Origin of the sequence: Herbaspirillum sp. VT-16-41, from assembly GCF_001994935.1 — a bacterium.
Classification (GTDB): domain Bacteria; phylum Pseudomonadota; class Gammaproteobacteria; order Burkholderiales; family Burkholderiaceae_D; genus Herbaspirillum; species Herbaspirillum frisingense.
Genome location: NZ_MUXB01000022.1, coordinates 79,126 through 101,085 on the forward strand (window position 1 = coordinate 79,126; position 21,960 = coordinate 101,085).

Sequence of the window (21,960 nt, forward strand, 5' to 3'; positions counted from 1 at the left end):
TCCAGTTGAAGTAGGGGAGTGCATAATAGTCAGCCATCACCGAATCATTAAGTCGTAATCACCTGTTTTTATTGCCTGAAACTATGAAACGCGAGATTGCCGTGCGTACCGCCAAGCCCACCCTGCAAGCCCCTGTACAGCAGCGCATCATCCACCTGCTGCAGGACATGGCGCCCACCGAGGGCTATCACCTCACGCCCATGGAGAGCGTGCGCGTACTGCGCGCCGACGGTCCGCTGGCGCGCACGCCGGTGCTCTACGACCCCGGTATCGTGATCGTCTGCCAGGGGCGCAAGCGGGGTTATTTCGGCGGGGAGCTGTATCTCTACGACGAGCAGCACTACCTGGCGGTCTCGGTACCGGTACCTTTCACCATGGAGACCGATGCCACGCCGCGACGGCCCTTGCTGGCCCTGTACCTGCATCTGGACTTCACCCTGGCTGCCGAGCTGGCGCTGCAGATCGACCGCCAGGGCGCCCCCGCCGTGCAGGCCGCGCGCAGCATGATGTCCTCGCCCATGGAGCCAGCCTTGCAGGGTAGCCTGCTGCGTTTTCTGGAAGCGATGGCGCAACCGCAGGAGGCCGCCATCCTCGGTACCGCGCTGCTGCGCGAAATCTACTATCGGGTGCTCACCGGCGCCCAGGGCGAGGCGCTACGCAATGCCCTGGCCATGCGCGGTCATTTCGGCAAGATCGGACGGGTGCTGCGGCGTATCCACAACGACTATGCGCAGGACCTGGACGTGATGCAGCTGGCGGCCGAGGCCGGCATGAGCGCGCCCAGCTTCTACGTGCATTTCAAGGACATCACCCAGGCCTCGCCGATGCAGTACCTGAAGTCGATCCGCCTGCATCAGGCGCGTCTGCTGATGGTGCGTGAAGAGATGACGGCCGAGGCGGCCGCCCATGCGGTGGGTTATGTCAGCACCAGCCAGTTCAGCCGCGAGTTCAAGCGCCTCTTTGGTGCCACCCCGGTGGCCGAATGCCGACGCCTGCGCGCGAGCTTTGCCCTGCCGCCCGGCTTTGCGGATGCGCAGTTCGTGTCATCGCATTGAGCCCTCGGGCTGCAGCGTTCAGCGGGCGATATACCACTCGTAACGGTGGTTCCAGGCCACGAACAGGTTCATGACGATGGCCCCCACCAGGGAATAGAGCACGCGGTCGGCCGGCATGAAGCAGGCCGCCGTGGCGAACAGCACCAGGTCGAAGCCCATCAGCAGCCAGCCGGCCTTGAAACCGGTGCGCTCCTGCAGGTAGCTGGCCAGGATGCTCATGCCGCCGCAACTGGCCTGGTGGCGGAACAGGCCGATCAGCCCGATGCCCACGCACAGACCCGCCAGCACGGCACCCACCAGCGGATCGAGGTGGCTGTAGCTGATGTAGTTACCGGCGATATTGGTCAGCACCGACACGGCGGTCACCGCCGCCAGCGTGCGCCAGGTGAAGGCCGCACCCATGCGCAGGGCCGCCAGCAGGTAGAAGGGCAGGTTGATCAGCGCAAAGGCCGTACCGAAGCTGACCCCGGTGGCATAGCTGACCAGGAAGGCCACACCGGCCACCTGGCCGATGATGAGACCGAGACTATGCAGCATGGACATGCCGAAGGCGATCATCACCACCCCGAACAGCTGGCCCTGCAGGTTGTCGATCCAGTTGTGGCGCACCTGGGGAAGCGCTGCAGCGCGCTCGCGCGGGCGGGGTAGGGACGAGGAAGACGAGGAAGAAGCGGGTGCCACGGAGGCAGGGGAGGCAGACGAAGAGCCGGCAGTAGAGGTCGTCATGGCAATACCAATCATCAATCGTGGATAACGAACGCGTTACGGCAATGGACAGGCCAGCGGGTAAGCCGGCACCACCATTGCATTTGCGACTGCCTTCTGTCGTCGACAGTCGCCGCAGGGGCGCATGGTAATTGATTTGTTGCGACGCAGCGACTACTGGATGCGGCCGCGCTGCGTCCTCGCAACATTTCCCATCTAGCAGGAAATATGCCAGGGGGTCCGAGGGATGAGCACCGGAATGTCGCCTCCGGCTAGAATCCCGTCATGGACATTCTTTCTCCCACGCCCGCCCAGGAATGGATCAGGCTGCAGCGCGACGAGGACAGCGGCATCGAGAGCATCGGCGCCCATTTCTCCGGCCATGCCTACGATCCGCACGACCATGACGAGATACTGGTCGGCGTGACCCTGCAGGGCGTGCAGCGCTTCCGCTGCGGCACCGCCTTGCACGTCAGCACCCCCGGCAAGTCCATCCTGATCGAACCCGGTGCCCTGCACGACGGTCACGCGCCCCATGAGAGCGGCTTTACCTACGCCATGCTCTACCTGCCCACGCCCTGGCTGGACAGGATGACCGACCACCTGCGCCTGCCCGCGATGACCCGCTTCGCCACCTTCCGCCAGACCCTGCACGACGACGCCCAGCTCGCCGGTGCCATCCACCGGGCCTTCCTGGCCTTGCACCAGCGCGAGGGCAAACTGGCCCGCGACCTGGCCCTGGACCGCATGCTGGTCTTGCTCTCCGGCCAGTTCGACGACAGTGTCGCGGGAAGCAACGAGCCACCTTCCCCGGCCCTGCAACGGGTACGCGATCTGATGCATGCGCGTTTCGCCGACGATCTGGGCCTGGAAGACCTGGTCGCCTGTTCCGGCATGGACCGGTTCCGCCTGAGTCGCCAGTTCAGCCGGGCCTTCGGGCGCACCCCGCATGCCTATCTGGTGCAATTGCGCCTGCGCCGGGCGCGCAGCCTGCTGGCGGCCGGCCATGATCCGGCCCAGGTCGCAGCCGACGCCGGCTTTGCCGACCAAAGCCACCTGGGCCGCTGGTTCCGGCGCGCCTACCGCATCACCCCGGCCGCCTACCGGCGCGTCTGCACAAATGTTCTAGAGTGAAACGTGGCGGCTTCCTAAGATGGAAGGCTCTGAATCCTGATCGGGAAGACCGCATGTTCGATACCAAAATCGCCATCCTGGTGCGCAATGACCTGCCCATGTGGCAACGCCTGAACGTCACCGCATTCCTTGCCACCGGCATCGTCGCCGCCGCGCCGCAAGCCCTGGGCACGCCCTATGTCGATGCCGCCGGGAAAAGCTACACCGCCCTGTGCGGCCAACCCATCCTGATCTTCGAGGCCGACCTGCAGGGGCTGCAGGCGGCCCATCGCATCGGCCTGGAACGTGAACTGATCGTCGCCCCCTATGTGCAGGCGATGTTTTCCACCGGCCATGACGACGCCAATCGCCAGGTCTTTCTGGCGGAAGACCCGGCATTCATGAACCTGGTGGGACTGGCCCTGCGCGGCGGCAAGAAGGCGGTGGACAAGGCCACCAAGGGACTGGCGCTGCATCCCTGAAGGAAGGCCAGAGCGGGGAGGGGACAGGGCTGGGCAGGCTGGATGGCGACGGCCGCTCAGACCGGTCGCGTCATTCCAGTTCCTTCAACTTCTGGTGCAGCACCTCCACCCGCTGCAGGTGGCCATTGCCGCGTTCGCGCAGCCGTTCGGCCGTCAGCGAACAGATCAGGTTGACCATCGCGGAGACGGCCACCACGCTGTCGAACAGCATCATGCCGTCGGTATGGCAGCGGATCACCCAGTCGGCGCGCCGGGCCGGCTTGCCGGCGATCACATCGGACACGTACAGGGTCTTCACGCCGGCCTCGGCCAAGGCTTCCATCGCCAGGGAGATCGCCGGCACCCGGCGTCGCAGACCGATCACGATCGCCATGTCGCGCTCGCCCAGGTCACCCAGGTACTCGGCCAGCGTATCTCCTGGCGCCGGCAGCACCAGCACATTGCTGCGCACCTGGATCAGCTCGCGCCGGATCATCTGCGCAATCGTATGGCTGTGACGATAGCCGATGATCGCCACGCGCTGCGCATTGGCAATCCCATTGACCGCATCGGTCAGGACCTGCGGGTCCAGCGAGCGGTAGGTATTGGCCAGGTTGGCGACCTCATGGTTCAGGTGCGCCTCGATGGTGGCACCGAGCCCGCTTCGGGCTTCCTTCTCTCCGCGCTTCTGCAGATACAGGGGCGACCCGCCCATCAGCGCCGCCCGCGCGTCTTCCCGGGCATCGTCGTAGGACGCATAGCCGAGTTTCTGGAAAAAGCGGGTGGCCGTGGCCTTGGACACCTGCGCGCTTTCGGCCAGCTCCGTGGCCGTCTGCATGGCCAACTGACCCGGTGCGCTGAGGATGATGTCGGCCAGCCGCTGGTCGATTCCCGAAAGCTGTTCGTACTGCGCCGCGATGCGGCTTTCGATGGAGGCCGAAGCCTTGTTCTTCTTGGTCGGAATGCTTGCCATGGTTGTCTGGACGGCCTGGTCTGGGATGCTGCGCGATGGTGCAAGAATCATTCCAGTGCAGCGCGGCGCACCTGTCTTGTGCGGGGCGGCGCTGCCCTGGAACGAGAGGCATTGTACGTCGTCGGCGTCGTCGTGAAACAGATATTTCAGATTTAACCTGATTGTATCTGGTGTTTCACGGCGTTCCTCGCGGGAAACTGGTGTTTCAGGATTGATTGACATGAAACATGCATTGCATGATCGTGCTTGCCCGGATCGCCTGTGCGATCCCATCGTCCCTCAACCTCCAGGAGCCGCCCATGTCCGCACCACGTCTGTCCCGCTATCTGCTTTCCGCACTGCTGTTCTGCAGCGTCGCCGCCTATGCCGACACGCTGGACGACATCAAGAGCCGCGGCAAGATGATCGTCGCCATCGATCCGACCTTCGCGCCCTATGAATACACCGATGCCTCCAACGCCATCGTGGGCTACCACCCGGCCGTGCTGGCGGCGGTGGCCAAGAGCCTGGGCGTGAAGATCGAATACCAGCGCATGGCCTTCAGCGGCATCATTCCCGGCCTGTTGTCAGGTTCCTTCGACATGGAAGGCTCGGCACTGAACGTGACGGCCGAGCGCGCCAAGCGCATCGCCTACGTGGTGCCGACCGGCAAGACCGTCAATGGCCCCCTGGTGCGCGATGACTTCACCAGGATTCCCGCCAACCCCACTCCCGAATCGCTGGCCGGCCTGACCGGCGCGGTCAAGACCGGCAGCGCGCCCGAGGGCATCCTCAAGCAGTTCAACGACACGCTCAAGGCCAAGGGGCTGGCGCCGATCACCCTGCTCAGCGTCGATAGCGTGGACCAGACCGTGGCCGCCCTCATGACCCGCCGCGCCGACTTCGTCTTCGATGACCTGACCGTGCTGGCCGACGTCATCAAGCAGCACCCCGGCAAGATGAAGATCACCGGCGAACTGGGCCCCTCGCAGTGGATCGCCCTGGCCACCCGCCCCGAAGACAAGCGCCTGAACAAGGCCGTCAGCGACCAGATCCTGGCCATGAAGAAAAGTGGCGAACTGGCCCGTCTGCAGCAGCAATACCTGGGCGTCACCTTCGCCACGCCCGATGCCGATTTCATCCCCGCCAAATAAGCGCCCAATACGACCTGCCAGCATGTGCAACTCTACCCACTCCCTGACCGTCCCCGCCGGTCATGGCCGGACCTTTGAAGTCAAGGCCGGCCAGTTCCTCACCATCACCGATGTCGAGGGGCAGCAGGCGGCCGATTTCGTGGCCGTCGTCGCCGGCGACAAGAGCGAGAAACTCTCGCCCACGCATACCCGCCGCAGACTGCAGTCGATCTTCTTCGACGTCGGCGACCACCTGTATTCCTCGCTGGATCGGCCGCTGCTGCGCGTGGTGGCCGACACCGTCGGCGTGCATGATGCCAATGTCCCGGCCTGCGACGATACCCGCTTCACGGTCGACTTCAACGTGATCGGTCACCGCAATTGCCTGGACAACATGCACGAAGGCCTGGCGCTGCACGGCCTGTCCAAGTTTGACGTGCCGGAGCCCTTCAATCTGTTCCAGAACGGCCCGGTCACCGCTGACCGCCGCATGCAGGTCACCGACCCGACCAGCAAACCGGGGGATCACATCACCTTCGAGGTGCTGGAAGACCTGCTCTGCGCCGTCTCGTCCTGCCCGCAGGACATCATTCCCGGCAACGGCCTGCGGGTCACCGATATCGCCATCTCCATCCATGACGCCGATCCGCACCGCCGTGCCGGGGCGTCCACCGACTGACTACCATGCTGCTGCTCAAAGAAACCCCGCCCCGTCAGCCCCTGCCACCCACGCGCCTGGTGGTGCCGGCCGGCGAAAGCCGCGCCATCGACGTCAAGGCCGGCCAGATCCTGCGCATCGAAGCGCGCGAGGACGGCGCCACCGCCATGCTGTTCGCCTTCGACCGCGCCCAGCCTGACATCTTCATGTCGGTGCACCATACCCGCGTCTTCAGCAATTCCTATGTCCTGCAGGCGGGCATGCGCATCGTCAGCAACCGACGCCGCGCGCTGATGGTGCTGGGCAAGGACAGCGTCGGCACGCACGACCTGCTCATGCCGGCTTCCACCACCGCCTGGCTGGCCGCCAACGGCTATGCCGGCCAGACCGGCTGCGTGGAGTCGGTCTCGGCCGTCATCCGGGAGCAGGGTTTGACGCCGCCGCGCCTGCCGGACCCGATCAATCTCTTCATGCATGTCGACCTGGACCAGCAGGGCCGTATCATTCCCTTGCCCAGTCGCACCCGGGCCGGCGACTTCATCGCCTGCCGGGTGGTGGCCGACATGGTCTTCGTGGTCTCGGCCTGTTGCACCGGCGTGCCCGGCAACGACCGACCGGGGGCGCTGGAAGTGGCCACCGCCGAAGAACTGAACGCCCTGTAGGCAACGGAGAGCGCGCATGTGGTTTAGCCCCCAGGTGATCCAGAGTTTTCCCGCGCTGCTCGACGGCTGGATGATGACGGTCTCGCTCACCGTGCTGGGCGCCATCGGCAGTCTGGCCTGGGGCCACCTGGCACTGGCCCTGCAACTGGCGCCGCTGGCCCCGCTGCGCTGGCTGGTGCGGCTCTACATCAGTTTCATGCGCGGCACGCCCGCGCTGGTGCAGTTGTTCCTGGTGTTCTTCTCGCTGCCGCTGATCGGGCTGGGCGGTCATCCGCTGCTGGCGGCGGCATTGACGCTGGGCCTCAACAGCGGCGCCTACACCGCTGAAATCCTGCGCGGCAACCTGCGTATCGTCCCGCGTGGCCAGATCGAGGCCGCCACCGCGCTGGGCATGGCGCCCTGGCGCATCGCCACGCGCATCGTGATGCCGCAGGTGCTCAGGGCCAGCATCCCGGCGCTGGTCAATGAATTCACGATCCTGCTCAAGACCACGCCGCTGGCCTCGGTGGTGGCCGTGACCGAACTGACCTACGCCGGGCAGATGGTGATCGCCCGCACCTATACCTCGTCCCAGATCATGCTGATCGTGAGCATCGGCTATCTCGCCGTCGTGCTGCCGGTCCTGGCGCTGGGCAAGCACCTGAGCCGGGTGCCGCGGTCCGGTCAGACCCGACTGACCAGCCCGGCCACCACGGCCACTCCGGGGAGAAGCTGACATGGCCTTCGATCCCGGCATCCTGCGCCCGCACGTCCCGGCCCTGCTGGCAGGTCTGGTGGACACTTTCTGGCTGTGCGCAAGCAGTGCCGTGCTGGCCTGCCTGCTGGGCATGGTGCTGGTGGTGTTGCGACGCATGGGGCCGCGGCCGCTGGCCGTGCTCATCGACGCCTATATCGCCGTCACCCTGGCCTTGCCCTTGCTGGTGCTGCTCTATGTGAGCTTCTACGTACTGCCCGACTTCGGCCTGCTGCTGCCGGCGCCGCTGGTGGGGGTGCTGACGCTGGCCATCTATTACGCGCCCTATATCGCCCAGGTGATCCAGGCCGCCATCGACGGCCTGCCCCGGGGCACGGTGGAAGCGGCGGTCGCCATCGGCATGCCGCCGCTGGCCATCGCACGCCGGATCGTGGCACCCCAGGCCTTGCCCCTGCTACTACCCACCATGACCGGGCTAGGTATCGGCCTCTTCAAGGATTCCGCATTGCTGTCGGTGATCTCGGTGCATGAATTCATGTTCGCCGCCAAGAGCGTGGTGGCCGAGACCTATGCGCCGCTGGAAGTCTATTGCATGGTGGCGCTGGTCTACTGGGCCGCCACCGGCTTGCTGCATGCACTGACGCGACGCTGGGAGCAGCGCATCGCCATCGCCCATGGCGTCCAGTCCTATGGCATTTCATCCTCATCCAACGCTAGCACGCCATGAACCCGACAGAACCGAATTCTCCCGTCGGTGGCGCGATCGCCCTGCGCGTTCGCGACATCGTCAAGTCCTTCGGCCCGCAGCGCATCCTCGACGGCGTCAGCCTCGATATCGAACGCGGCAAGGTGGTCTGCATCCTCGGCCCCTCCGGGTCGGGGAAGTCGACCCTGCTGCGCTGCCTGAACTGGCTGGCACCGCCCGACGCCGGCGAGGTCTGGATCGGCGATGAGCGCGTGGGCGTGCGGGAAGGGCCGCACCAGCGCCTGCAGCCCCGTCCCGCGCGCGAGATCCGTGCCCAGCGCAGCCGCATCGGCATGGTGTTCCAGAACTTCAACCTGTGGCCGCACATGAGCGTGATCGACAACGTCATGGAAGGCCTGATCTCGGTCAAGGGCATCCCGCGCCTGGAGGCCAGCGACATCGCCGCCGAAGCATTGCGCAAGGTCGGCCTGGCCGGCAAGCACACAGCGATGCCGGCCGCGCTGTCGGGCGGGCAGCAGCAGCGGGTGGGCATCGCCCGCATGCTGGCCATGGCGCCGGAAGTGATTCTTTTCGACGAACCCACCTCGGCCCTCGACCCCGAGCTGGTCGGCGAGGTGCTGGCCGTGATGCGCGCCCTGGCGGCCGCCCAGACCACCATGATCGTGGTCACGCACGAGGTGGCCTTTGCGCGCGACGTGGCCGATGTGGTGGTCTTCATGGACGGCGGCAAGGTCGTCGAGATGGGGCCGCCTGAGCAGGTGATCGACCAACCCTCTTCGGCGCGACTGCGCCAGTTTCTTCAACGTTTCAACCCAGGAACCCCGACATCATGACTTCTCCCGCTTCCATTACCGTTCCCGCCGGCCACGGCAAGGCCGTGCGACTGCAGGCCGGGCAGGCCGTGCGCGTCATCAATACGCACGGCACCCAGGTGGTCGATTGCTGGGCATGGAACGCCTACGACCTGGCCGAATACATGTGCATGGAGACCACCCGCGTCTGGAACCAGCGGCTCAACCCGATGCTCGGCGACAGCTTCGTGACCAACCGGCGCCACCCCATCCTCACCGTGGTGGAGGACGCCACGCCGGGCGTGCATGACACCTTCATGGCCGCCTGCGACCGCCGCCGTTACGAATTGCTCGGCGTACAGCACTACCATCGCAATTGCTGCGACAACATGTTCGAGGGCATGTTCGAACTGGGCGTGACCCCGCCACGGGCCAACCTGGCCTCGTTCAACATCTTCATGAACATCCGCGTCCAGCCCGACGGCATCACCCTCAAGACTCTGCCCACGGTGACCAAGCCGGGCGACTTCATCACCCTGCGTGCGGAGATGGATTGCTTCGTCGCTTTTTCGGCCTGTCCGCAGGACATCGTGAAGATCCAGGGGCAGGGCGACAATACCCCCAAGCCGGTCGAGATCAGGGTGCTGGAGCAGTTCCAGTCCGACCTGCCTGGCACGCGCACCTGGGTGCCGCAGGATTGAGGGGGCAGGGCCGCGCGGTCAGCAGGCGGGTACCGGTCACGGCTGGCCGGCCGCCTTTTCGCGAATGATGCGGATCAGCCGCAGCGCCGCCGGTGACAAGTACATGTCGCGCCGGTGGGTCAGGCCCATGCGGCGCAGCATGGTGGTTTCCTTCAGGGCCACCTCGCGCAGGTGACCCCGGCCGCCCAGCAGATTCAGCTTGGACGCAAAGCCCAGCAGATTGCTGCGCTCGATGAGCGGCAGGATCATGTTCAGCACCGTGGGCGTGATCTGCACGTCGGGTCGGGGCAGGTGATGGCGGTCGAAGACATTGTCCAGCCACTGCCGGCTCAATACCGATTGCGCCGGCAACACCCACTGGTATTCCAGCAGGTCGCGCAGCCGCACCTTCCTGTCGAAGATGGGGTGATGCGGGCTGGCCATCACCACCATCTGGTCCTGCATGATTTCCTCGGTGTGGAATAGCTCGTCATCCTGGATCATCGGCCCCAGCACGATATCCAGTTGTCCCGCCTTCAATCCCGTCAGCAGGACATCGTTCATCGACACCTTGAGGTCGATGGTCACCTTGGGCGCCTCCGCCAGCAACTGCTGGCAGATGCCCGGCAGCACGTGCTCGGCCAGCGTGGGGACGCAGCCCAGGCGGATGTTGCCGTCCCGCCCATTGGCATAGTCGCCGATCTCGCGTGCGGTCTCGTCCATCATCAGGCTGATCTGGCGCGCCCGGGTCAGCAGCGCCTGGCCCACGGCGGTCAGGCGGATGCCGCGCCCGGCCCGTTCAAACAGCGGCGCCCCCAGTTGTTCTTCCAGACGATCGATGCACTTGGTCAGTGCCGGCTGGGTCTTGTAGAGCCGCTCGGCGGCCCGCCCCACGTGGCCTTCCTCGGCGATGACGGCGAAATACTTGAGGTCGCGGAAGTCCATAAATCATTCCTGGAAGTTATCGAACGTAAAATAAAAGCAAATATACATTAAATATTCGCCCGCGTAGACTGCCCTCCAAACAAGAACCCCGCCCACCGTGGCGGCGACAACATGGAGACCAGCACGATGCACGTCCAGCCTTCCCGGCGCCACTTCCTGCGGCGCAGCGCCCAATGGGCCATCAGCCTTGGTGCCGGCAGTTATCTGCCGTCAGCGCTGGCCCAGCCCCAGCCTGTCAGCTACCCCCATTCTTCCGGCAGCGAACCTGCGTCGGCCAGACTGCCGGCCGATGCCTGCGACTGCCACATGCATGTCTACGACCCGCGCTTCCCCTGGGCACCCGGCGCCAAGCTGCTGCATCCGGCGGCCACCGTGGCGATGTACCGCCAGCTGCAACAACGGCTGGGGACCACCCGCAACGTGGTGGTCACGCCCTCGGCCTATGGCGTGGACAACCGCTGCACGCTGGACGCCCTGGCCCAACTGGGCTCCCGCGCACGCGGCGTGGCCGTGGTGAACGACCAGGTCAGCGACGACCAATTGCAGGCCCTGCATCAGGCAGGTGTGCGCGGCCTGCGCTTCAACCTGGCCCTGGGTTCGGTCACCACCGTAGAGATGATGGAGCCGTTGGCGCGCCGCGTCGCCCCGCTGGGCTGGCACCTGCAGGTCAACATGCCCAACGAGGTCTTGCTGGCCAATCGCGCAGTGCTGGCCCGCCTGCCGGTGCCGCTGGTGTTCGACCACTTCGCCCGCATCCCGCTGCAGGCCGATGCAACGCATCCGGTATTCGATTTCGTGACCGGCCTGATGCGCGAGCAGCGCGCCAGCGTCAAGCTTTCCGGCGCCTATCTGTACAGCAAGCGGGGCGCGCCCGACTACGACGACGTCGCACCGCTGGCCCACACGCTGGTGCAGCTTGCGCCTTCGCAAGTGGTCTGGGGCAGCGACTGGCCGCACCCGACCGAACAGCACAAGCCCGATGACGCCCGACTGCTCGACGTGATGACCACCTGGCTGGGCTCGGACGCGCTCATGCGCACCGTGCTGGTCGACAATCCGACCCGCCTCTACCACTTCTGACGGAGCCCCACATGTCCCAGGCATCGATCAATCCGCTGGCGCAGCCGGCTCTCACCGAAGCGGCCGTCAGCGAGCAGGCCACCATGAAGAAGGTGATGCGTCGCCTCATTCCCTTCATCCTGCTGTGTTACGTGGTCAGCTATCTGGACCGCATCAACGTCGGCTTCGCCGCCTTGACCATGAACAAGGACCTGGGCCTGACACCCTCGCAGTTCGGGCTGGGTGCGGGTCTGTTCTTCATCGGTTACTTCTTCTTCGAGATTCCCAGCAACCTGGCGCTGCACCGTTTCGGCGCCCGCATGTGGATTTCGCGCATCATGATTTCCTGGGGTCTGATCTCGATGGCCACCGCCTTCGTGGTCGGTCCCAAGAGCTTTGCGCTGGCGCGCTTCCTGCTGGGCATGGCCGAGGCCGGCTTCACCCCGGGCATCTACCTGTACTTCACGCAGTGGTTCCCCGGCGCCTGGCGCGGCAAGGCCACGGCCTTCTTCCTGATCGGCATCCCGGTGGCCAACATCATCGGCTCGCCCTTGTCGGGCGCGCTCATGGAGTTGCACGGCATGTGGGGCTTCCAGGGCTGGCAGGTGCTGTTGCTGCTGGAGGCCGTGCCGGCCGTGCTGCTGGGCGTACTGTGCCTGTTCCTGCTGCCGGACCGTCCGTCCAAGGCCGCCTGGCTCAGCAGTGATGAAAAGCGCTGGCTGGAAAACGAACTCTCGACCGAACAGAACGTGCTGGCCGCCCGTCATGGCAACAAGCTCAAGGACGCCTTCACCAACTGGCGCGTGTTCGCCCTGGCCGCGGCCAACTTCTGCGGCATCATCGGCTCGCTCAGCATCGGCCTGTGGCTGCCGCAGATCATCCGCGAATTCGGCCTGCCGTCGCACCAGGTCGGCCTGGTGGCGGCCATCCCCTATCTGGTCGGCGCCATCGCCATGACGCTCTGGGCGCGCCTGGCCAACCGCAGCCAGCGGCGGCTGGTCTATGTGGCCGGTGCCATCGTCCTGGCCGCGCTGTCGCTGGCGATCTCGGCCTTCCTGCATACGCCGCTGCTGAAGATGCTGGCCATCACGGTGGCGGTGGCGTCCATCCTGTCCTTCCAGGCTACCTTCTGGGCCATCCCGTCGGGCTTCCTGACTGGCCGCGCCGCAGCCGGCGGACTGGCCCTGATCGTCTCCATCGGCAACCTGGGCGGCTTTGTCGGACCGTCGGTGATCGGCTTCATCCGCGAATCGACCCAGGGCTTTACCTATCCCCTGATCTTCGTGGCCGCCGCCTTGCTGCTGGGCGCCGTGATCACGCTGGCCCTGGGCGATCCTTCTCGCAGCAATTCCCGCACGACGTCTTCTTCCAAGGAACCCGCATGAGCTTCTTTGCCCCGCCTCCGGTGGTCGAGGCCACCGTCTTCACCTGCCTGCCGGACCATTTCCGTACCCCCCGCAAGAATGCCTGGGGCGATGCCAACCGTGGCGGCCAGCCCATCGATTCCTTCCTCGAAGGCCCGTCCTTCGACCGCCAGGGCCGGCTCTACGTGACCGACATTCCCTACGGCCGCATCTTCCGCATTTCGATGCAAGGCGAGTGGGAACTGGTCACCGAATACGACGGCTGGCCCAATGGCCTCAAGATCGACAAGACCGGTCGCATCGTCATCACCGACTACAAGCGTGGCCTGGTACAACTCGACCCGGATACCGGCACCGTCACGCCGCTCCTGGAGACGGTCGGCTCGGAAGGCTTCAAGGGCGTCAACGACCTGGTCTTCGGCCCCAAGGGCGAGATCTATTTCACCGACCAGGGCCAGACCGGCCTGCAGGACGCCACCGGCCGCGTCTACCGGCTGGCGCCGGACGGCCAGCTGACCTGCCTGATCAATACCATTCCCAGCCCCAATGGCATCGTCTACGACCCGGCCCTGAACCATCTGCTGGTGGCCGTGACCCGCGCCCAGCAGATCTGGCGCATTCCCCTGCATCACAACGGCGTGGTCGGCAAGGTCGGCGTCTTCGCCAACCTGCACGGCGGCATGGCCGGCCCTGACGGACTGGCCCTGGATGCGGAGAGCTGCCTGTACATCGCCCACACCGGATTCGGCTCCATCTGGCGGCTCTCCAAGTTTGCCGAGCCGCTGCTGCGCATCCGCTCCACGGCCGGCATCTCCACCACCAATCTCGCCTTCGGCGGGCCGGAGGGCAAGAGCCTCTTCATCACCGAATCCCAGACCGGCAGCATCCTGCGCGCCGACGTGCCGGTGGCCGGTCTGCCCATGTATTCCCATGCCTGAGGCTGAACCCTCGGCTCTGACTTCACTTCCAGCAAAGGACCCACACCATGAGCCAGCAACCTGATTTCATCCGTGACTTCGACCGTGTCGACGCCGCCATCGTCGCCAAGGCCGCCGAATTCCCCGCCTCCATCCTGGCCGACGTGGCCGGCCGTCGCGGTACTCTGTGCAGCCGCGTGGCGCCGCTGTCACCCACCATGCGCGTGGCAGGTCCCGCGCTGACCGTGGAAGTGCGCCCCGGCGACAACCTGATGATCCACGCCGCCATGGCCATCGCCAAGCCGGGCGACGTGCTGGTCATCGATGGCAAGGGTGACGAGACCAGCGCACTGATGGGCGAGATCATGGTCTCGCAATGCAAGGCCAGCGGCCTGGCCGGCATCATCATCTACGGTTCGGTGCGCGACACCGAGGCCCTGCGCGAGATCGGCTTCCCCGTCTATGCCGTCGGCGCCAACCCCAACGGCCCCACCAAGAACATCGCCGGCCGCGTGAACTGGCCCATCTCGGTGGGCGGCACCGCCGTGCAGCCGGGTGACCTGATCGTCGGTGACGCCGACGGCGTGGTGGTGGTCGAGCGCGAGAAGGCTGCCTCCCTGCTGGAGGCCGCCGCCAAGAAGGTAGCCGACGAAACCAAGCGCCTGACCGAGATCCGTGGCGGTGGCCCGCTGCGTCCGGGCTGGCTGGAAGGCGCGCTGCGCAAGGGCGGCGTGCTGGCCGAAGGAGAAACACTGTGAGCGGCGCCCACAAGGACGTGGTGATTGTCACCGGTATCGATCTGGCCCCGGCCGCCGTCGATATCCTGCGCGACTACCAGCTGGTCTACACCAGCGCCAAACCGACCGAGGACGACCTCATCAAGTTGGCGCAACAGCACCAGCCGGTGGCCATCATCGTGCGCTACGGCGGCGTGAGCGCGCGCGTGATGGATGCCAGCCCGGCGCTGCGCGTGATCTCCAAGCACGGCACCGGCATCGACACCATCGACAGCCAGGCCGCGCAGCAACGCGGCATCGCCGTCAAGGCCGCCGTCGGCGCCAATGCCCCGGCCGTGGCCGAACATACCTGGGCACTGATCATGGCTTGCGCCAAGAATGTGGTCGGCCTGGACCGCCGCATGCGCGAAGGTCACTGGGACAAGTCCACCCACAAGAGCCTGGAGCTGCAGGGACGCATCCTGGGCCTGGTCGGTTTTGGCGCCATCGGCCGTCGCGTGGCCGCCGTGGCGGCCGCGCTGGGCATGCCGGTGCTGGCCTACGACCCATATGCCAAGGAAGCGGCACCGGGCGTGCTACTGGTCGACCTGGACACGCTCTATGCCCGTTCCGATGTGGTCTCGCTACATTGCCCGCTGACCGCCGAGAACAAGCACATGATCAACGCCCAGTCGCTGGCCCGCATGAAGGATGGCACCATCCTGGTCAACACCGCACGCGGTGGCCTGATCGACGAAGCGGCCCTGATCGCCGCCCTCAACAGCGGCAAGCTGCGCGCCGCCGGGCTGGACAGCTTCGAGAAGGAACCCTTCGCCGCGCCTCATCCGTTGCAGGACGTCGGCAATGCCATCCTGAGCCCGCACATCGGCGGCGTGACATCCGACGCCTACATCGCCATGGGCACCGGCGCTGCCCGCAACATCCTGGCAGTGCTCAACGAGCAGGCCATTGCCGGCTGATCCATAATCACCCCCGGGCCAGCCGCCGACACAGGCGGCGCCCGCCTTCCGAGAGAGACACATGGAGACCATCCAAGACGACAAGCAGCTGGAGCAGGAGACCGTAAAAAAGGTCACCTGGCGGCTGCTGCCATTCCTGATGCTGTGCTACCTGTTTGCCTTCATCGACCGTGGCAACATCGGCATGGCCGCGCTGCAGATGAACCACGACCTCGGGCTCTCGCCCAAGATGTTCGGCTTTGCCAGCAGCCTGTTCTTCATCGCCTATTTCATCTTCGAGGTGCCCAGCAACCTGGCGCTGCAGAAGTTCGGCGCCCGCAAATGGCTGGCGCGCATCATGATCAGCTGGGGCCTGATCTCGGCCTGTACCGCCCTGGTGCAAGGGCCGAACTCCCTGTACGTGGTGCGCTTCATCCTGGGTGCAGCCGAAGCCGGCTTCTTCCCCGGCGTGGTGCTGTACCTGACCTACTGGGTGCCCTCGGCCTACCGCGCCCGTATCGTGGCGCTGTTCATGGTGGCCATCCCGGCGGCCAGCTTCATTGCCTCGCCGATCTCGGCATTGCTGCTGCAGATGGATGGCATCGGCGGCCTGCGTGGCTGGCACTGGCTGTTCATGCTGGAAGGCCTGCCCACGGTACTGCTGGGCGTGGTCTGTCTGCGCTTCCTGACCGACCGCCCTGAACAGGCCCGCTGGCTCGACGAGCGCCAGCGCAACTGGCTGACCGCCACCATGAACAAGGAGGCCGCCGGCCGCGCCGCCAAGCAGCATGTGCCGCTGTGGAAGCTGTTCAGCCAGCCGCACGTCTGGGGCATGGCGCTGGTCTGCGCCTGCGCCTCGGCAGCCGGCTCGGTGCTCAACGTCTGGCAGCCGCAGTTGCTGAAGTCCTTCGGCCTGACGGTGATGCAGACCGGTCTGGTGAACTCCATTCCCTACCTGATCGCCTCGGTGCTGATGGTGTGGTGGGGCCGTCATTCCGACCGTAGCGGCGAACGTCGCTGGCACACCGCCATCCCGCTGATCCTGATCGGCGGCGGCCTGGCCATGGCCACCCTGGCCAATTCGCTGGTGCCGGTGGTGCTGCTGCTGACCATGGTGCTGATCGGCGCCTATTCCTTCAAGGGACCGTTCTGGGCCATGGCCTCCAGCTGGCTGGCCACCGGTTCGGCAGCGGCCGGGCTGGCGGGCATCAATGCCGTCTCCAACCTGATCGGCGGCGGCCTGATGGTCAACGTCTACGGCTGGGTGAAGGACGCCACGGGCAGCTACGCCATGGCCCTGCTGCCGATGGTGGGCCTGTCGGTGGTGAGCGTGGGGATCCTGCTGTTCCTGTCGCGCAAGGCGCGCTCGCAGGGCAGCGGCGTGATGAAGGAGGCGGTGCGCTGAGCAGGACCCGCTCACAACGCAATCCGCATCACCCATACAAAAACGCCTTGCGTTCAATCGAATGCAAGGCGTTTTTTACTGGCGCCTGAGGCACCAGTCCAGGCAGATCAGCGAAAGCCGAACAGCGCCGCCGGGTTGCTCACCAGCACCTGTTCGCGCAGCGCCGGGTCCGGTGCCCAGTCGGCCAGCAGGTCGAACAGCACGGCATCGTCCGGCTTGATCTTCTCGGTCGGATGCGGCCAGTCGCTGCCCCACAGCGTGCGCTGCGGCGCCGCCTGCAGATAGGCGCGGGCCAGCAGGCTGGTATCCGGATAATCCGGCGCCCCGCGCAAGGTATCGGCATACGGCTCGGACAGCTTGATCCAGACATGGCCCTTCTCCAGCAAGCGCAGGATCGCCCTGGCGCCCGGATGGTCCAGCCCGTCCGGCTGCGGGATGCGGCCCAGATGGTCGATCACCACCGGCGTGGGCAGCGCGGCCAGCACCGCCTCATGCTGCGCGATCTGCGCCCCCGACATCAGCACCTGCACATGCCAGCCCAGCGGCGCGATGCGCTCCGCCGTGCGACGCAGGCGGTCGACCGTGGTCACGCCCCAGCTCTGCGCCGACAGGAAATTGACCCGCACTCCACGTACGCCCAGCCGATCCATCTCCTGCAGCTGGGCCAGATCGACATCGTCCTCGATCACCACGATGCCGCGTGCCTGCTGGCCGAACTGGGCCAGCGCATCCAGCAGGCAGCGATTGTCACTGCCATAGGTGGAAGGCTGCACCACCACATGCCGCGCGATGCCCAGCTTGGCCATCAGCAGCCGGTAGTCGGCCACGGTAGCGCCATCCGGACGCCCGCCGCGCCAGTGCGGCGACACCGGAAAGCGCGCGTCATAGATGTGGTGATGGCTGTCGCACGCCAGCGCTGGCGCCTTCAGGCGCGGTGCCTCGGTGCCGGCTGAGTTGGGAACGGATTGTGCCTGCGCAATGCGCAAGCCGGAGCACGCGAGCAGGCTGCCCGCGATGAAGCGTCTTCTGTTGACCATGGGTCTCCCTGGTGATTGTTGTTGTCGGCATGAGCGGCACAGGCGTAGGATGTGAGCGCGCGTGGCCTGCCTGTGCGGGAGTCTAGCGAGGGGGAGGAAGCAGGACTATTTCCTTTTATTTTCCCAACGATAAATGGCGGGAATGGGTGCGTCCGGCGCGTCCTGTCTGCGTTCAGCCTGCAGGGCGACATGCTGTCAGACACGCCGCCGATCACCTTGCTATTCTGCCGGCCGGTCTGCACAGGGCGGGGGGGTAGGGCGCTGAATCCGGGCATCGGGGCCGGATCGCGATCTTGTATGGATCTTGTCTTCTGGATGTATGGACGCTAGCTGGTTAGAATGGCTAAAAACAAGTGTTACCGGGACAGTGACACACCTGTGCTGGGGCCTGTTCCCACTAAATCTGCGAGTGCGAGAGGTCGTCAAGTGTTGACTGCCTAGGCGCAGCGACGCGCCGTAGTGGTACTACGGCAAGGAGCTGCAACAACGGCAGGCGACGCTTGCCGGCCTCTCCCGGAGGGTTGCGCCCAGAAGGCGCGCTGGCGGCGTTGCCCGGTAAGGCTGGTGGTACCACCACCAGCCTTACCGGGCGCCTTGCCACCACGCCTTCTGGGTGCAACGCATCTCGCAGATTTAGTGGGAACAGGCCCGACTTCGGATTCAAGGCTGGCGCCGCAGTGGAGGGCGCCCCATCAACAAGGGTTTTGACTGTGGTGGTATCCGATAGCGCTCAGGCAACTGCAGCGCTATCGGCTTTTTTCGTCACTGCCCGCAACTGGAAAACACGCATCATGGATTGGGTCCCTATCGTCTTCGTCATCTTCAAGCTCGGCGTGCTCTGCACGGGCATGTTCTACGCCATCAAATGGCACTACGACCAAGGAAAGAAAGAAAAGGAAAAAGGCAAGGAGAGGCGCGCCGTGCTGCGGGGAGCGGCGACGGTGATCGTGATCTTCTTGATCTTGCTGGTGGGGTTGGGGGTGGTGACGTATGACGTCGCGAAGATGTTGGGGTTGGAGTTGACGTTTCCCTGATGGGTACGACGCATTGCTGTCGCCGGACTGAATGCCTTGCCCCAGCCGTAGTCTTTAGCTGACCGGGCGCCGAACAACACGGCTGCCGCAGTCGCATCAGCAAAAGTCTGTCGTTGAGAGGCCCGGCATGCGCCGCCAGGCCGACTCCTTACTTGCCCGCCACCTTGTCATCGAACCAGCGTTTCCAGGAGGGCACGGCCGTGGCAAAGGTCCCGCGATGCGTGGTCGGTCCGGTGGATACCGCTTGCACATGCGGATTGCCGGCACCCATGGCCTGCGCATACGTCATCGCCATGCGACCCACGCCGGGTGTGATGGCTTCATCCGATTCACCATAGTAATTGCGCACGTCGGAGCGGATCACCCAGCGATAGGCCTGGGTGGTCGCGATCAGGCGACCATAGGCGGACCGGGCGAAGTATTGCGGATCGAAATATTCCGGCCGCATCAGCTTGTGCAGGTCGGTTGGAATGTCGGCCACGTTGAAGGGCTGGCGATTGTAGGCTTTCTGGGCGACCTCGTAGGAGGCGTCGTTGAGCACCGAGCGTGCCAGGCCAGGTACGCCGTAATAATTTTCGAAGGCGAATGCCGACAGGATCACGATGCTGTTGAGCCAGTCCGCATCATTGGGACGCGGATAGGTGAGAAAACCTTCGAGCAGCGCGAAGACATCCAGTGGTGCACTGGCAGTGGTCGCCGCATCGACCTTGATGCCGGCCGCTTCCAGCTTTTCCAGGAAGGCCATGGTCACGAAACCGCCCTGGGACCAGCCCGAAAGAAACAGCTTGTCCTCGCGCACGCCCATGCTGGCCAGCACGCTGCGCGCGGCCAGCAGCATGTCATAGGTGGCTTGCTGATGGCTGCCCTTGACCATGTAGCCCTCCGGTTCGCCGGAAATGCCCATGCCGAAATAATCAGCGCCGATGAGTGCATAGCCCTGGCCGGCAAACTGGGCAATCATCAATTGCGTTTCAGGCGATTGATCGGGGAAGGACGGCACCTGCTGGCGCCCATACACCGTGCCATGCTGGTAGGAGACCAGCGGGTAGGACTTGGCCGGGGTATCAGGCAGGGCCAGCAGGCCGGAAGCCAGGATGGGCTGGTTGCCGCGCTCCGGGATGACCGAGGGATAGGTCACCCGATACAGCAGCACGGCGTTGCGTGCGGGCGAGTAGGTGACAGGAACGCCGGAGAAGGCCGGTGTGTCCTTTTGCAGAATGGTATTGAGCTTGTCGACATCCCAGCGGCCAATCAGCTGGACGCGCACGCCTGAGGCCACCGCCTGCACGGTCGTGGTGGCCGGACTCTGTGCCCCCGCCGGCGCAGGCAGGACGGACAACACGGCGCTCAGTATTCCCAGCACCATGCTGGTACGCATCAGGCATGACTTCATCGCTACCCCTTATGTTTGTATTGGAAATGCATTGCTGCAATCATTTGTACCGGCGCTGTGCGGCAGGTCTGAGACGCGTACGACGCATGCCCAGCCTGGCGCATTATGACGAGCCGGGGCACAGCACAAAGCAGGAAAAGCGGGAGCTTTACCTTGCAAGCGCCAGTTTGGAGGCGCCATGACATCTGGTATAAACACGGTCTGGAACGTCGCTCCCCTCCCTCCGATGGCGGACGGCGCCATTCACCTCCCGATTTCGAGAAACGAGCAAGCCATGAACAAGCCTACTCACTCCCGCTTCCGCTTCCTGAAGCTGGTCGCCCAAGCTGGGCTGATCTGCGCCGCCCTGAGCCATCAGGCACATGCGCAGGCGAACCTGGACTTCTTCGCCAATACGGCCGTGGCCGATCTGCAGAAGGAACAGATCAATTCCCTCTATGCCGCCATCACGGCGTCGCTGGATGCAGGCGTGAGCGGCAAGACCTCGCAGTGGACCGATGGCCCAAAGCCCTCTACCACGGCCAAGATCACGCCGACCTTCGAGCAGGGCACCCCGCCCTGCGCCAAGGTGGACCTGATGGTCAGCAGCAAGCGCGGCACCGAGCCACTGAAATTGCGCTATTGCAAGAACGGTGCAGGCAAGTGGGCATTGAGCAACTGATGTCCTGATCGGCAGCGCGGCCGCTTGGAGGCTGGCTGCATTGACAGCAGATGCCACGACAAAAGACGACCTGAGGGTTAATGCCGTTCAGTTAAGAAAAAATCGCTGCGCCAGATGACTTTGGCGCAGAGATTTTGCTTAGTTATCTTCAAACCATTTGAAACCGTTCGGACTGAGTAGGCCCTCTAGGGCCGTATCGAAGCCTGTCCTGAGCCTGTCGAAGGGGCGCTGCTCAGCTTGTGGCGCGCCTTCGATACGCGGCTACGCCGCTACTCAGGACGAACGGTCAGGGGTGGCGCGAGCAGAGTCTGAGCAAACTTTCGGGCTCGTAACAAGCTTAACTGAACGGCATTCCGACCTGAGGGTCGTCTTTTTTTCGTGGTCGTCGATGAGCACCTGCCTCTACACCATTGTCCTGCGGCAGTGCAGTTCCTGATGGTCCGGTTTTGGTGTGGCAGCTTGGTAAAAAGCAGGGGTGGCATCAGCGCGGCGAATGCGTTCTGCCTGATGAGATATCGCGTGCTTGATATGGAATGGAAATATGCCAGAGATATGGCCTGCCCTGAGGGACTCGAACCCCCGACCTATGGCTTAGAAGGCCATTGCTCTATCCAGTTGAGCTAAGGGCAGTTCGGCGTGGCTGGCGGGAAGGGCGGGGTGCGACTGCATCAGTGCGTCACCGCAATTCCACCAGCGAGCCAGAAAAGGAAAACGGGCTGTAAAAACAGCCCGTTTTTCAAGTGTGGTCGGAGTACAAGGATTCGAACCTTGGACCCCCTGGTCCCAAACCAGGTGCGCTACCGGGCTGCGCTACACTCCGAGAAGCGAGATAATAGCAGCATCTCTTGCGAATGGTCAAC

At 64.7% G+C, this 21,960-nt stretch carries 23 protein-coding genes and 2 tRNA genes; 18 read left to right on the forward strand and 7 right to left on the reverse strand.

Features of this window, described 5'->3' with window-relative positions; all coding sequences use genetic code 11:
• The first annotated feature begins 83 nt into the window (after positions 1 to 83).
• Positions 84 to 1,055 carry an AraC family transcriptional regulator gene (locus tag BTM36_RS03085; protein ID WP_077235182.1) on the forward strand — a complete coding sequence of 324 codons (972 nt, stop codon included), beginning with the start codon at positions 84 to 86 and terminating at the stop codon, positions 1,053 to 1,055.
• A gap of 18 nt (positions 1,056 to 1,073) precedes the next feature.
• On the opposite strand, the gene BTM36_RS03090 is transcribed toward BTM36_RS03085, so the two are convergent.
• Positions 1,074 to 1,781, reverse strand: a complete 708-nt coding sequence (locus tag BTM36_RS03090; RefSeq protein ID WP_241811801.1) for a YitT family protein — start codon at positions 1,779 to 1,781, stop codon at positions 1,074 to 1,076.
• 264 nt (positions 1,782 to 2,045) lie between these two features.
• Here BTM36_RS03090 and BTM36_RS03095 point away from each other — a divergent pair, with 264 nt between their 5' ends.
• Positions 2,046 to 2,894, forward strand: coding sequence for an AraC family transcriptional regulator (locus BTM36_RS03095; protein ID WP_077235184.1), 849 nt, complete (start codon positions 2,046 to 2,048; stop codon positions 2,892 to 2,894).
• A 53-nt stretch (positions 2,895 to 2,947) separates the two neighbouring features.
• Positions 2,948 to 3,355: a DUF2000 family protein gene (locus BTM36_RS03100; RefSeq protein ID WP_077235185.1), complete on the forward strand. Its 408-nt coding sequence runs from the start codon at positions 2,948 to 2,950 to the stop codon at positions 3,353 to 3,355.
• A 70-nt stretch (positions 3,356 to 3,425) separates the two neighbouring features.
• Here the strand turns inward: BTM36_RS03100 and BTM36_RS03105 are convergent, their stop codons facing one another.
• Complete coding sequence (locus BTM36_RS03105) at positions 3,426 to 4,307, reverse strand: MurR/RpiR family transcriptional regulator (protein WP_006464807.1); 882 nt, start codon at positions 4,305 to 4,307, stop codon at positions 3,426 to 3,428.
• 299 nt (positions 4,308 to 4,606) lie between these two features.
• On the opposite strand from BTM36_RS03105, the gene BTM36_RS03110 reads away from it, so the two are divergent.
• The 7 genes from BTM36_RS03110 to BTM36_RS03140 are packed head-to-tail and all read left to right on the forward strand — an operon-like array spanning position 4,607 to position 9,631.
• A complete protein-coding gene (locus BTM36_RS03110) occupies positions 4,607 to 5,440 on the forward strand; it encodes a transporter substrate-binding domain-containing protein (RefSeq protein WP_077235186.1) in 834 nt (277 codons plus the stop codon).
• Positions 5,441 to 5,462: 22 nt separating this feature from the next.
• A complete protein-coding gene (locus BTM36_RS03115; RefSeq protein ID WP_077235187.1) occupies positions 5,463 to 6,098 on the forward strand; it encodes a DUF1989 domain-containing protein in 636 nt (211 codons plus the stop codon).
• A 5-nt stretch (positions 6,099 to 6,103) separates the two neighbouring features.
• Positions 6,104 to 6,739, forward strand: coding sequence for an urea carboxylase-associated family protein (locus BTM36_RS03120; protein WP_077235188.1), 636 nt, complete (start codon positions 6,104 to 6,106; stop codon positions 6,737 to 6,739).
• A gap of 16 nt (positions 6,740 to 6,755) precedes the next feature.
• Entirely contained in the window at positions 6,756 to 7,454 is a 699-nt protein-coding gene (locus BTM36_RS03125) for an amino acid ABC transporter permease (protein ID WP_077235189.1), read from the forward strand.
• A 1-nt stretch (position 7,455) separates the two neighbouring features.
• Positions 7,456 to 8,160, forward strand: a complete 705-nt coding sequence (locus BTM36_RS03130) for an amino acid ABC transporter permease (RefSeq protein ID WP_077235190.1) — start codon at positions 7,456 to 7,458, stop codon at positions 8,158 to 8,160.
• The gene (locus BTM36_RS03135; protein WP_006464813.1) at positions 8,157 to 8,972 is read left to right on the forward strand and encodes an amino acid ABC transporter ATP-binding protein; all 816 of its coding nucleotides are present in this window, start codon (positions 8,157 to 8,159) and stop codon (positions 8,970 to 8,972) included. Before BTM36_RS03130 ends, BTM36_RS03135 begins: the two co-directional genes overlap by 4 nt.
• Positions 8,969 to 9,631 (forward strand): DUF1989 domain-containing protein, encoded by a 663-nt coding sequence (locus tag BTM36_RS03140; RefSeq protein ID WP_077235191.1) that lies wholly within the window; start codon positions 8,969 to 8,971, stop codon positions 9,629 to 9,631. Before BTM36_RS03135 ends, BTM36_RS03140 begins: the two co-directional genes overlap by 4 nt.
• A 36-nt stretch (positions 9,632 to 9,667) precedes the next feature.
• Here BTM36_RS03140 and BTM36_RS03145 read toward each other — a convergent pair whose 3' ends face one another.
• Positions 9,668 to 10,555 (reverse strand): LysR family transcriptional regulator, encoded by an 888-nt coding sequence (locus BTM36_RS03145; protein WP_077235192.1) that lies wholly within the window; start codon positions 10,553 to 10,555, stop codon positions 9,668 to 9,670.
• 111 nt (positions 10,556 to 10,666) lie between these two features.
• On the opposite strand from BTM36_RS03145, the gene BTM36_RS03150 reads away from it, so the two are divergent.
• From BTM36_RS03150 to BTM36_RS03175, 6 genes are all read left to right on the forward strand, one after another.
• Positions 10,667 to 11,635 carry an amidohydrolase gene (locus BTM36_RS03150; RefSeq protein WP_254426901.1) on the forward strand — a complete coding sequence of 323 codons (969 nt, stop codon included), beginning with the start codon at positions 10,667 to 10,669 and terminating at the stop codon, positions 11,633 to 11,635.
• Between the two features lie 11 nt (positions 11,636 to 11,646).
• Positions 11,647 to 12,999: an MFS transporter gene (locus tag BTM36_RS03155; protein ID WP_077235193.1), complete on the forward strand. Its 1,353-nt coding sequence runs from the start codon at positions 11,647 to 11,649 to the stop codon at positions 12,997 to 12,999.
• Positions 12,996 to 13,916, forward strand: a complete 921-nt coding sequence (locus BTM36_RS03160; RefSeq protein WP_077235194.1) for an SMP-30/gluconolactonase/LRE family protein — start codon at positions 12,996 to 12,998, stop codon at positions 13,914 to 13,916. Before BTM36_RS03155 ends, BTM36_RS03160 begins: the two co-directional genes overlap by 4 nt.
• 47 nt (positions 13,917 to 13,963) lie before the next feature.
• A complete protein-coding gene (locus BTM36_RS03165; RefSeq protein ID WP_006464819.1) occupies positions 13,964 to 14,653 on the forward strand; it encodes a demethylmenaquinone methyltransferase in 690 nt (229 codons plus the stop codon).
• Positions 14,650 to 15,591: a hydroxyacid dehydrogenase gene (locus tag BTM36_RS03170; RefSeq protein WP_077235195.1), complete on the forward strand. Its 942-nt coding sequence runs from the start codon at positions 14,650 to 14,652 to the stop codon at positions 15,589 to 15,591. Before BTM36_RS03165 ends, BTM36_RS03170 begins: the two co-directional genes overlap by 4 nt.
• A 61-nt stretch (positions 15,592 to 15,652) precedes the next feature.
• Positions 15,653 to 16,975: an MFS transporter gene (locus BTM36_RS03175; protein ID WP_077235196.1), complete on the forward strand. Its 1,323-nt coding sequence runs from the start codon at positions 15,653 to 15,655 to the stop codon at positions 16,973 to 16,975.
• Between the two features lie 107 nt (positions 16,976 to 17,082).
• Here BTM36_RS03175 and BTM36_RS03180 read toward each other — a convergent pair whose 3' ends face one another.
• The gene (locus BTM36_RS03180; protein ID WP_077235197.1) at positions 17,083 to 18,012 is read right to left on the reverse strand and encodes an amidohydrolase family protein; all 930 of its coding nucleotides are present in this window, start codon (positions 18,010 to 18,012) and stop codon (positions 17,083 to 17,085) included.
• Positions 18,013 to 18,512: 500 nt separating this feature from the next.
• On the opposite strand from BTM36_RS03180, the gene BTM36_RS29410 reads away from it, so the two are divergent.
• Positions 18,513 to 19,046, forward strand: a complete 534-nt coding sequence (locus BTM36_RS29410; protein WP_306460528.1) for a hypothetical protein — start codon at positions 18,513 to 18,515, stop codon at positions 19,044 to 19,046.
• 148 nt (positions 19,047 to 19,194) lie between these two features.
• On the opposite strand, the gene BTM36_RS03190 is transcribed toward BTM36_RS29410, so the two are convergent.
• Positions 19,195 to 20,439: a S9 family peptidase gene (locus BTM36_RS03190; RefSeq protein WP_077235198.1), complete on the reverse strand. Its 1,245-nt coding sequence runs from the start codon at positions 20,437 to 20,439 to the stop codon at positions 19,195 to 19,197.
• 274 nt (positions 20,440 to 20,713) lie between these two features.
• On the opposite strand from BTM36_RS03190, the gene BTM36_RS03195 reads away from it, so the two are divergent.
• A complete protein-coding gene (locus BTM36_RS03195) occupies positions 20,714 to 21,100 on the forward strand; it encodes a hypothetical protein (protein WP_077235199.1) in 387 nt (128 codons plus the stop codon).
• A 553-nt stretch (positions 21,101 to 21,653) separates the two neighbouring features.
• On the opposite strand, the gene BTM36_RS03200 is transcribed toward BTM36_RS03195, so the two are convergent.
• Positions 21,654 to 21,730 (reverse strand) — tRNA-Arg (locus BTM36_RS03200).
• 113 nt (positions 21,731 to 21,843) lie between these two features.
• Positions 21,844 to 21,920 (reverse strand) — tRNA-Pro (locus BTM36_RS03205).
• Between the last annotated feature and the right edge of the window lie 40 nt (positions 21,921 to 21,960).

Coding starts and splice junctions, on each gene's coding strand:
- BTM36_RS03085 (WP_077235182.1), top strand. CDS start 84: ATGAAACGCGAGATTGCCGTGCGTACCGCCAAGCCCACCCTGCAAGCC.
- BTM36_RS03090 (WP_241811801.1), bottom strand. CDS start 1,781: ATGACGACCTCTACTGCCGGCTCTTCGTCTGCCTCCCCTGCCTCCGTG.
- BTM36_RS03095 (WP_077235184.1), top strand. CDS start 2,046: ATGGACATTCTTTCTCCCACGCCCGCCCAGGAATGGATCAGGCTGCAG.
- BTM36_RS03100 (WP_077235185.1), top strand. CDS start 2,948: ATGTTCGATACCAAAATCGCCATCCTGGTGCGCAATGACCTGCCCATG.
- BTM36_RS03105 (WP_006464807.1), bottom strand. CDS start 4,307: ATGGCAAGCATTCCGACCAAGAAGAACAAGGCTTCGGCCTCCATCGAA.
- BTM36_RS03110 (WP_077235186.1), top strand. CDS start 4,607: ATGTCCGCACCACGTCTGTCCCGCTATCTGCTTTCCGCACTGCTGTTC.
- BTM36_RS03115 (WP_077235187.1), top strand. CDS start 5,463: ATGTGCAACTCTACCCACTCCCTGACCGTCCCCGCCGGTCATGGCCGG.
- BTM36_RS03120 (WP_077235188.1), top strand. CDS start 6,104: ATGCTGCTGCTCAAAGAAACCCCGCCCCGTCAGCCCCTGCCACCCACG.
- BTM36_RS03125 (WP_077235189.1), top strand. CDS start 6,756: ATGTGGTTTAGCCCCCAGGTGATCCAGAGTTTTCCCGCGCTGCTCGAC.
- BTM36_RS03130 (WP_077235190.1), top strand. CDS start 7,456: ATGGCCTTCGATCCCGGCATCCTGCGCCCGCACGTCCCGGCCCTGCTG.
- BTM36_RS03135 (WP_006464813.1), top strand. CDS start 8,157: ATGAACCCGACAGAACCGAATTCTCCCGTCGGTGGCGCGATCGCCCTG.
- BTM36_RS03140 (WP_077235191.1), top strand. CDS start 8,969: ATGACTTCTCCCGCTTCCATTACCGTTCCCGCCGGCCACGGCAAGGCC.
- BTM36_RS03145 (WP_077235192.1), bottom strand. CDS start 10,555: ATGGACTTCCGCGACCTCAAGTATTTCGCCGTCATCGCCGAGGAAGGC.
- BTM36_RS03150 (WP_254426901.1), top strand. CDS start 10,667: ATGGAGACCAGCACGATGCACGTCCAGCCTTCCCGGCGCCACTTCCTG.
- BTM36_RS03155 (WP_077235193.1), top strand. CDS start 11,647: ATGTCCCAGGCATCGATCAATCCGCTGGCGCAGCCGGCTCTCACCGAA.
- BTM36_RS03160 (WP_077235194.1), top strand. CDS start 12,996: ATGAGCTTCTTTGCCCCGCCTCCGGTGGTCGAGGCCACCGTCTTCACC.
- BTM36_RS03165 (WP_006464819.1), top strand. CDS start 13,964: ATGAGCCAGCAACCTGATTTCATCCGTGACTTCGACCGTGTCGACGCC.
- BTM36_RS03175 (WP_077235196.1), top strand. CDS start 15,653: ATGGAGACCATCCAAGACGACAAGCAGCTGGAGCAGGAGACCGTAAAA.
- BTM36_RS03180 (WP_077235197.1), bottom strand. CDS start 18,012: ATGGTCAACAGAAGACGCTTCATCGCGGGCAGCCTGCTCGCGTGCTCC.
- BTM36_RS03190 (WP_077235198.1), bottom strand. CDS start 20,439: ATGAAGTCATGCCTGATGCGTACCAGCATGGTGCTGGGAATACTGAGC.
- BTM36_RS03195 (WP_077235199.1), top strand. CDS start 20,714: ATGAACAAGCCTACTCACTCCCGCTTCCGCTTCCTGAAGCTGGTCGCC.